The organism is Archangium sp. (genome assembly GCF_036388035.1).
GTDB lineage: Bacteria > Myxococcota > Myxococcia > Myxococcales > Myxococcaceae > Archangium.
On sequence record NZ_DASVSO010000886.1, the window covers coordinates 1 to 9714 of the forward strand.

The 9714-nt window shown below is 71.1% G+C and carries 6 protein-coding genes; 2 read left to right on the forward strand and 4 right to left on the reverse strand.

Annotated features, from left to right (window positions below; translation table 11 throughout):
- Positions 1–667, forward strand: a 667-nt coding sequence (locus tag VF697_RS36360) for a HAMP domain-containing sensor histidine kinase (protein ID WP_331102378.1), incomplete at its 5' end; no start/stop codon positions are given.
- A gap of 111 nt (positions 668–778) precedes the next feature.
- Positions 779–1051 (forward strand): DUF378 domain-containing protein, encoded by a 273-nt coding sequence (locus tag VF697_RS36365; protein ID WP_331102380.1) that lies wholly within the window; start codon positions 779–781, stop codon positions 1049–1051.
- Between the two features lie 71 nt (positions 1052–1122).
- Here VF697_RS36365 and VF697_RS36370 read toward each other — a convergent pair whose 3' ends face one another.
- From VF697_RS36370 to VF697_RS36385, 4 genes are all read right to left on the reverse strand, one after another.
- The gene (locus VF697_RS36370; RefSeq protein ID WP_331102382.1) at positions 1123–2622 is read right to left on the reverse strand and encodes a heme peroxidase family protein; all 1500 of its coding nucleotides are present in this window, start codon (positions 2620–2622) and stop codon (positions 1123–1125) included.
- 261 nt (positions 2623–2883) lie between these two features.
- Positions 2884–4905: a S9 family peptidase gene (locus VF697_RS36375; RefSeq protein WP_331102384.1), complete on the reverse strand. Its 2022-nt coding sequence runs from the start codon at positions 4903–4905 to the stop codon at positions 2884–2886.
- Between the two features lie 47 nt (positions 4906–4952).
- Positions 4953–5735, reverse strand: coding sequence for a DUF4184 family protein (locus VF697_RS36380; RefSeq protein ID WP_331102386.1), 783 nt, complete (start codon positions 5733–5735; stop codon positions 4953–4955).
- 11 nt (positions 5736–5746) lie between these two features.
- A complete protein-coding gene (locus VF697_RS36385; RefSeq protein ID WP_331102388.1) occupies positions 5747–9400 on the reverse strand; it encodes a hypothetical protein in 3654 nt (1217 codons plus the stop codon).
- Positions 9401–9714 lie beyond the last annotated feature (314 nt).

Below are 9714 nucleotides of genomic sequence, written 5' to 3' on the forward strand. Positions count from 1 at the left end.
CATCGCCAGCCATGAGCTGCGCACGCCCATCACCGCCTTCCAGCTCCAGGTGCAGGGCCTGCGGGGAGCCCTGGCCCGCGGTCCCGACGGGCTCCCCCCGGAGCGGCTGCGTCGCGGCCTGGAGCTGATGGAGCGGCAGACGAAGCGGCAGATGCAGCTCGTGAGCGACCTGCTGGACGTCTCGCGCCTGGGCGAGGGCCGGCTCGAGCTGCGGCCCGAGCCTCTGGACCTCGTGGCCCTGACGCACGAGGTGGCGGAGCGCTTCGAGCCGGAGCTGGCGCGTACCGGCTCGCGCCTCACCCTGCACGCCCCCGCCGCGCTGCCCGGCACCTGGGATCGGCCACGGCTGGAGCAGGTGCTGACGAACCTCCTCGCCAACGCGGTGAAGTACGGGCAGGGCAACCCCATCTCGCTCACCGTGGAGGCCGAGGAGGAGCGCGCCCGCCTGCTCGTGCGCGACGCGGGCATCGGCATCGCCGCCGAGCACCTGGAGCGTGTCTTCAACCGCTTCGAGCGCGCGGTGTCCGACCGCCACTACGGCGGCTTCGGCCTGGGGCTGTGGATTGCCCGGCGCATCGTCGAGTCCATGGGCGGCCGCATCACCGTGGTCAGCGAGCTGGGCGTGGGCTCCACCTTCTGCGTGGAGCTGCCCCTCGAGCCCGCCTGAGCAGCAAGGCGGCGAGCGGACAGGTACGTCACAACGTCCGGAGCCGGCGAGACATTCGCGAACTGGGCCCTCTGCCTGGAGGCAAAACCCCCTTGCTCGAAAGGACGAGTCATGGACGCGAGAACGCAGTCGGGCGTCAGCACCTTCACCAAGCTGCTCGCCGTGCTGGTCATCCTGGGCGCCATCACCTGGGGCCTCATCGGCCTCTTCCAGTGGAACCTCGTGAACGCCTTCTTCGGAGGTGACGTGCAGCCCGCGCAGTCCAGCCGTCTCAGCCAGTTCCTCTACATCCTGGTGGGCCTGTCCGGGGTGGCGCTTGCCTTCACCTTCCCGTGGAGGAACGGCGGGCGGCGGTACGCGCCCCGCCGGGAAGTCCTACCGTAGTGCGCGGAGAGGAGCCCGGCCGGGGCGCGCTGGCACCCCGGCCGGTCCCTTCACCTCAAGCGCCCCTCACCTCAGGTCAAGATGTTGTTCAGGTCGTTGATGGGCGACAGGTCGCCCGCGAACTTGAGCAGGTCCGTCATCTCGAACTCGCCCGCCTTGGCCGAGGGCAGCGTCGGCTGCCACTGCGGGTTGCTGGCCAGGAAGGAGCTGGTGTCCAGCTCGAGCAGGCCCACGAAGACCTCGGAGAGGATGCGGCTGCCCACGGGACCCAGGCGCTTGCTGTTGCCGCGCACCTCGGCCTCCTTGAGGATGTAGTACCAGAGCGGCGTCTCGAGGTGCAGGTTGTGCTTCTCGGCCACCGCGCCATCCGGCCCCTTGGCGATGTCCTTGGGCGAGAGCGGCTCGATGCGCATGCGCCGCGCCACGTTCTGCCCCGAGGGTAGGCCGAGGCTGCGCCCGCGCTTGAGGTTGGCGATGGCCAGGTTGAGGCCGGGCAGCACACCGTGGTCGGGAATCTCCGAGAGCGTCGGCGCGAGGAACGGGTCGAGCTTGCGGCTCAGGCCCGCCGTCACCCCATCTCCGGCGAACTTGAAGAAGCGCCGCCAGTCGATGATCCAGTTGCTGGGGATGGGCACGCTGGTGCCCGAGCGTCCGGAGAAGCGGAACAGGAGCGCGAGCGTCGCCGGAACGATCTTGTTCGGACCGTCCTTGAAGGTGAAGACCTCGTTGAAGTCATACGCCTCGCGCACCATGCTGTGGCCCAGGCGGTAGGCGGCGGCGGCGAACTCCACCGGGATGAAGGGATCCCCCTCCGGCAGGTAGAACGAGCGGCCCTTCTCCAGCACGTCGCCGAGCACCTTCTTGTCCACCAGCCGTCCCAGGAAGTCGTGCAGGACGATCCACTGGTAGTGCCAGATGACGAGCTTGCGGGCCTGCTGGAACAGCGAGTCCTGGGTCGCCGACGGGGGCGGCTTGATGGTGCCGGCCTTGAGGCCCTCGACCACCTTGTTGTGGAAGCGGAGGAAGGCCAGGTGGAGTTGGGCGACGATGATGTTCTCGTCGTTGCGCGGGTCCCCGATGACGGCCAGCCCCTGCGCGCCCCGCGGCAGGTCGAAGGGGAGGGACGGCCTCACCTTCAGGTTCCCGCCGGACTGCACGCCGCTGGTGTTGCCGATGACGAAGAGCGCGTCGTTGGGAGGGAGCTGGTAGAGGTAGGGCTGATCGGCGGGTCCCCGGCCATACACGCAGTCCAGGTCGAGCGCGGGGGTGCGGACGTTGTGGAGCGCCAGCGGGTCGACCAGCACCTCCTGGATGGGGGTGGTGTCGAAGGTGATGTCGTGGTCGATGAACTGGCCCAGGTAGGTGTAGCCCGCGGGGATGTCCTCGTTGTCACCCTTGGGGTCCGCCGGGTTGGCGTCCTTCATCGCCCGGCCGAGCTCCTCCAGGGCCGCCAGCGGGGGTAACAGCGGCTGGAGCGCCGGGAAGATCCTCCCGAACTTGCCCGACGGGACGTACTGTCCCAGCGGAGTCCCCTCCCCATTTCGAATCAGAAGACCGTGAATGGACGGCATGGCTTTCCCTCCTGTGGTTGCTGCACCGAGGCAGACGTCACTCATTGCGTCTGTGACTGCGGGCCTGCCCCAGGGTGGGAAGCTCGGTGGACTGGCAGCCACGCATCTCGAACGCGGCCGCTAGATTTCATCGTGTACAGCGGACCGCAATGCCCCGCGGGGCAGCTGTCCGGAAGCACGCGCGAGCCTCGGCCCGGGGGATGAGGAAAACGGCGATCAGCTCTCCGCATCCCCCGAACAGGCCGCGCGTCCCGGAGGCCCCTACTTCCCGGAGCCGCCGGAAGTGCTGGCGGGAGCGGCCAGGTGCTTCTCCAGGAAGAGGAAGGTCGCCATGGTGATGGTGTCCCGGTTGGCCTTCTTGCCGAAGCCGTGGCCCTCGTCGAGCGCGAGCAGGTACCAGACGTCCGCGCCCCGGGCCCGGACGGCCTTCACGATCTGCTCCGCCTCGGACTGGGGCACGCGCGGGTCATTGGCGCCCTGCTGCACGAAGAGCGCGGCCTTGATGCGGTCCACCGCGTTGAGGGGGGAGATGCGCTCCTGCACCGCGCGCACCTCGGGCTTGCGCTCGTCCCCGTACTCGGCGCGGCGCAGGTCGCGGCGGTAGGCCTGGGTGTTCTGCAGGAAGGTGGCGAGCGAGGAGATGCCCACCACGTCCACCGCGGCCTTGATGCGCTCGGGGAAGAAGGCGGCGGTGGCCAGCACCATGTAGCCGCCGTAGGAGCCCCCGTACACGGCCACGCGCGAGGCATCCAGCTCCGGCCGCGCGGCGATGGCGTCCAGCGTGGCGCCGATGTCCGCGAGGCTCTGCTCGCGCTTCACCCCGTCATCCATGGCCCGGTACGCCTTGCCGTAGCCCTCCGAGCCACGCACGTTGGGCACCACCACCGCCATGCCCAGCTCCACCGCGAGGAACTGGGTGAAGGTGCTGAGGTAGGGCCGGCTCTGCCCCTCGGGGCCGCCGTGGAAGACGATGACCACGGGCACCTTCCCCTGGGCCTTGCGCGGCAGGTAGAGGAACGCGGGCACCTTCACGCCGTCGGTGGACGCGTAGTGGATGAGCTCGGGCTCCACGAAGCTCTCCGTGTCCAGGCCGCCCACCTCCGAGCGCGTCCAGCGGGTGCTCTTCTTCGTGCGCAGGTCCAGCAGGTACACGTCCATGGGCGCGCGCGAGGTGGAGACGGCGTAGGCGAGCACGTCCGAGCGCCCCCGCGCGAAGGTGATGCCGCCCACCACGCCGCGCGGCACCTCCACTGGCGAGAGCGCGCCGCTCTTCGTGTCCATCAGGTACAGCCGGCTGTAGCCGTCCTCGTTCGTCTCCACCGCGAGCGTCTTGCCGTCCGGCGAGAGCGCGATGGCCTCCACGTTCCAGCGGATGGACTTCGTGAGACTCGGGGGCGCGGCGGTGTAGGGCGCCTTGTCGAGATCCAGCTTGTAGAGCTCGGCGAAGTCGCCGTAGCGGTCCGTGACGACGTAGGCGCTCTTGCCGTCCGGGGTGAGCACGGCGCCGTTGATGCTGCCCTTGCCCTCCTTGGGGGTGAGCTGGCGCAGCTGGCTCGTCTTCAGGTCCACCACGTGCAGGTCGGCGTCATCCGCCGCGCGGAACTGGGTGACGAGCAGCTTGGAGCCGTCGCGGGAGAAGTGGCCCGGGTACCAGGAGCCCTCGGCCTCGGTGACGCGGCGGGCCTGCTGGGGGTTGTCCGTGGGGGCCACGTAGACGTCGGTGTCCTTGCCGTTGCGGCCGGTGCCCCCGTAGGCGAGCCACTTGCCGTCATCGGACACCTCGAGCTGCTCGTGGCGGCTCTTGCCGTCGGTGAGCAGCTCGGAGCGGCCGGTGCGCCGGTCCAGGCGGAACACCTGGTAGAACTCGCCGCCGCCCACGTCCTGCATGAAGAAGAGGGTGCGCGCGTCGCCGGGGTGGAACTGCGCGGAGTTGATGGGCTCGGGCGTGAAGGTGAGCTGGTAGCGCGCGCCCAGGGGCTGCTCCACCACGTGGAGCTGGTTGGTGTCGGCGAAGCGGGTGGAGATGAGCACCTGCTTGCCGTCGGGGCTCACGTCCATCAGGTTGCCCGAGCGCGTCTCGAGGTACTGGAGGACGCGCTTGCGCAGCTCGGGCGGAATGGCGGGGACACCGCTGGCCAGGAGGTTGGGCTGGCCGGGCAGCGCGGCGATGCCGGGCACCGTGGACGGAGCAGTGGCGGCGGGCGGTGCGCTGGCGGCGGGCTGCGCGGCCGGAGTCCCGGACAGCAGGGAGAGGAGCAGGGGTGCGAGGCTTCCAGGGTTCATGGTGCGCGAACCCTAGCAGCGGGCCTGGGAGCGTCGACTCGCCGCGTCTACTTTTGGACGAAAGCCCCGGACACGCCGCGCCAGGCCCGCCACCGCACGAGCGCGCAGCCTGCGGAGAGCCCGACGAGCGCGCCGGTGGCGGTGGGCCAGAAAGCCCACCAGAGCTGCGCCTCCAGCGCGCCCATGTCCTGGTAGCGCGCCAGCCGCAGCGCGAGCCCCACGAGCGCCCCGGTGGCGGTGGGCAGCAGCACGCGAAGGAAGTCCGTCCAGGAGCCCCCTGGCACCTCGGGCAGGTGCCGGTAGCGGCGCGCCATGTACCCGAGCACGAGGAGCGAGCCCACCAGGGACGAGGCGTGCTGGAGGACGCGGGGCAGCGGCAGCTCCCTGCCTCCGAGGGGGACGACGACGTGGGGGTAGAGGGCCTCGGCGGGCCACATAGAGCGGTGGGTGAAGCCGTCCCAGAGGATGTGCGTGGTGGCCCCGAGCACGAGCGCCGCGACGGCGAGGCTCCAGGCGAGTGGCGTGCGAGGCAGTCCCTCGGTGCGTGCGAAGCGGCCCCACTGCACGCCGCCCACCTCGGGCAGGGCGAGGCGCAGCGCGGGCAGGACGAGCACCTCCAGCCACACCAGCACCGCGAGGCCCATGGGGACACAGAAGAGGAGGAAGCCGGGGACCTGGTGCGAGGGCTCTCCCACCCCGCGCACCGCGTACACATAGGCGAGGTCGGGCGCGCAGGCTCCGACGACGAGCGCGGTGGGCAGCAACCCCCTGCGGGAGAGCCGGAAGAAGGGCAGCACCGCGGCGGCATGGGCAGGCAGGGTGACGGGCATGGGGTGCGTGCTCAGGCCGCGTTGGCGTCCGTGCGAGCCGCCGGGGCGTCCCCGTCCTCGGGCTTCCAGGGCCAGGCCAGCGGGGCGATGCGCGCGTAGAGCAGGAAGAGCGCCTCGCCGTCGGTGTACTCGCGGCAGACGCGGCTCGCCTCGCGCAGCAGCGCGCCCGGCGCCAGCGCCCGGCCCGACTCGCGCAACGTGGAGCGCAGCTCCTCCGGCACGGCCTCGAGGATGCCGTCCTTGTGGAGCTTCCCGTCGTTGGCCTCCGCGCACGCCTCCAGGTGGCGCCCCAGCTCGGCCTTCAGCCGCGCGTCGTACCCGAAGACGTACGAGCACATCTGGAACAGCTCCGAGCCCGCCTCCGTCATCAGGTCCGACTGCTCGCGCGCGAAGCCCGGCTCGCCCGCGGCCCGCCACAGGCAGTCCCACCGCGCCTGCGAGGCCTGGCGGGCGAACAGCGCCCGCGCCGTGAGGTAGCTCTGCATCGAGTCATGGAAGAAGCGCACGTGCGTGGGCACCGGGCCGGGCCGCGCATCCGCCGGCACCAGCAGCCCCGCGTCCAGCAGCACCCGCAGCTTCGCCTCGTCCGGGCTGTCCCGGAAGACGATGAGCCGGCTGCGGTGCTCCCAGTAGCTGCCCAGGCACAGCGTCTCCGCGAAGGCCAGCAGCTCCGAGGTGGCCTCGTCGTCCGGGGCCTTCTTCAGCAGCCCCGCGAACACGGCGCGGTAGAGGTTGATGACGCTGTCCACGTCGCTCCCGCCGAAGCGCAGCGCCAGGCGCACGAGGATGGGCACGTAGCTCGCATCCGCCACCCGCCCCCGACAGATGCGCTTGAGCGACTCGGAGAGCGGCACGGGCTTGCCGTCGGCGCCCGGGTACGCGGCCTGGAAGCGCGCCAGCCCCGCCTCGTCCAGCCGCTTTGGCTCCACCCCCAGCCAGCGCAGCGCGTGCGCCATCGCCGTCCGGTACGCCTCGTTGGGCCGGGCCGACAGCAGCAGCGGCGCATGCAAGCCCATCTCGCGCTCCAGGTAGCGGCGCAGGGCCTCGGGCTCCAGCTTCGACTCGGTGAGTCCGTCCAGCACGAGGAAGAAGTCCCCCGACTCCAGCAGCGCGTCCCGCAGCGCCTCCGGCAGCCCGAGGTCCTTCAGCGACTCCTTCGCGGCGGCCTCCAGGTCCTCGGTCGCCGGGTCGATGAAGACGGGCAGCGGCGAGGAGGGCTGCTTCTCGAAGCGCTCCAGCGACAGCCGGACGAGCCGCCGCAGCAGGGCGCTCTTCCCCCGGCCTCCCGCGCACTGGATGAGCAGGTGCGCGCGCTCATGCGTGAGCAGTGTGGCCAGCTCCTCGGCGGTGCGCTCGGAGGGCGAGGGCGGCACCCCGGGCCCGGCGTACTCGGTGACGTGCGAGGACAGCTCCACGTACACCTCGCCGTTGGCATGGGCCGAGGCCACCTCCACCCGGCGGCGCACCTGCCGGATATAGGAGGCGAAGAAGCGACGGCGGAAGGCGGGCCAGCGCAGCAGCGGCGCGGCGGCCCAGGAGAACGGATGGGTGAAGACGAGCCGGCGGAACACGGCGGGCGACAGCAGCCCCAGGCCCGCGCACAGCACCAGCTCGGCGCCCACCACGGCCAGCAGGGAGGGCACGTGGATGCGCAGGCCGCCCAGCAACCCGAGCACCTCGCCGCCCCCCACGCCCACGACGGAGGCGACATAGCCGAGGAGCGGCAACCACCTGCGGGGAGTGGTGGTGGGGCGCAGAAGCAACATGGGCAGCAGCAGCAGCAGCGTCACCGCGAGGCACGCCAGCGCCGTGCGCACCCAGACGCGGTCGAGCAGCGGCACGCCGAAGGGCACGTGCCGGAAGGTGGCGGTGAGGCGGGTGCCATTCTCCACCTCGTGCGCCACGACGGCCCGGTAGAGACGCTCCGCGTTTCCCGGGGGCGCCGTCCACTGGAAGAGGGGGTTGGCCGGCATCCCGAGACGCCGAAGCCCCTGCCCCGCCAGCTCGCCATCCCCGTCCTCCGCGCGCAACTCGAGCCGCAGCGAGCGCCCGAGCTCCGTGGCGTGCGCGAGCCCGGGCCAGTCGAGCGCCAGTGACTCCAGCGGCAGGCCCGCTTGGAGCTTGCCCGCCACCTGGACCTTCCCACTCGCGTCGCGCCCGAGGCGGGCGCCCCCCGCGAAGCCCACGGCCGTGCGCCCCACATCCGAGGCCGGCCCGTAGATGTAGCCGCGCGGGACGCCGGCAATCCAGACCCGACCGGTGCCCGGAATGGGGAGCACGTCGCTCATTCCCACGCCTTCGAGCACCTCCGTCATCCCGAGCCCCTCCGCCCCAAGCGAGAGCCTGTGGAGCCGGGTCCCGTCGTCCGAGAGCAACCACCCGCCATGCTCGTCCCAGGCCTTCATCACCGGGGAGCGCAGCCCGGTGTCCAGCGAGGCGCTCACGAGGATGGCCTTGTCCTTCACGACCAGCAGGCGGACGACGCCCTCGGGCGTCACCGTCCAGGCGCGCTCCGCCGAGAGCGGAACGAGCCGGGCCTTCTCGAGCCACTCCGCGTCCGCGCCGCGTGCGACCTCCTCGCCGTTGTCTCCCAAGACGTAGAGGCGCTTCTCGTTGTGCGCCCAGACGTGCCCATCCGGCGAGCGCGCCAGGAACACCGACCCTTCCACCTCCACCCCCGTCCCCACCCACTTCCCATCGAGCCCCAGGAGCTTCAACGACCGACCCGAGGAGCGGGCGGCCGCCGAGCTCGGGTCCAGCTCCACCCAGAAGAGTTTGCCACCCTCGTGGGCAAACATCTGCCGCACATCCTCGGGCAAGGAAATCGAGGAGGTCTTCGCTCCCTCACGACCCACGAGGAAGAACTGCATGCCGTAGGCCCTGATCTGGGCAGTCCTCGCCCGCTGCTCTTTCCAGGTCGTGTTACCGGAATGATACTGGGCGACGACTGCCCCGGGCCGCGCCGCGAGCACCCAGACACGTTGCGGCTCCGCGGTAGGTATTAGGAAGGAAACGTCACGCGCCCGCAGCGGACGGGGGTTGAGCTGGGGACGCGCCCGCAGGTCCACCTGGTAGAGGCTGTTGTCCAGCACGAGCCAGCCCTGCCTCCCATCCCCTACGGGCATCATCTGCTGCACGTCGGTTCCCGACATGGCCAGGTCCACCTTGTCCACCCCGGTGCCAGGCACGTCGATGCTCCACAGTTGCTTGCTGAGCCCGAAGACAACCCAGAGTCGCTCGCGGCCCTCGGACGGCATCCACTCCAATTCCTGAGTGGGCGCCACGAGCTGCTGGACCGAGCCCTGGTGGTCCACCAGGAACACCGCACTGCCGCCCCCCACGGGCAACGACATCCGCACATGGACCCAGGCACGCTCGGGATCGGCCGTGGGCACCACGCCCATCACCTGCGGCTCCTGGCCCTTGAAGCGAGCATCCTTGTCGCTCAAGACCTCGGGGAAGAGCTGGCGGCCGGACTCGTCCACGAGCCAGAGCCCGGCTTGGCCCGGCGTCCATCCCCAGGCGTGGGTGCCGTGCCCGCACGGCACCAGCTTGTTGCCGCGCGCGATGGGCTTCAGCCAGTACCCCTCGACCTCGGCCTCGACGGGAAGTGGCGGGGCCTCGCTCCGGGCACAGGCGGCCACGCTCACGAGCAGCAGGAGCACGGCGCTCGCGAGGAGCGGTGCCTGGGGAAACAGACTCCGCCGGGAGGACCGGGCACGAGAGGAAGGCGTCATGGCGAGCGGACGTCCGGGGTCAACGAGAAGCCCGGGCGCCGGTGCCCGGGCAGTACGCGCGGCGCCGGCATTGTGGCACAGGAGCCCCCGCCTCCGGGGCACGCCTGCCCGTCGGAACGCCTGCTCGCCCCCTCTCGTCCGGAGGCACCTCGCGAGCCCCGGCGGCCCCCGTCCCCGTCAAGAGGAGCGCGCCTGGCTGCTCCGAGAAGCCCTGGGAGCCGACACTCCGAGGCCGGCAATGG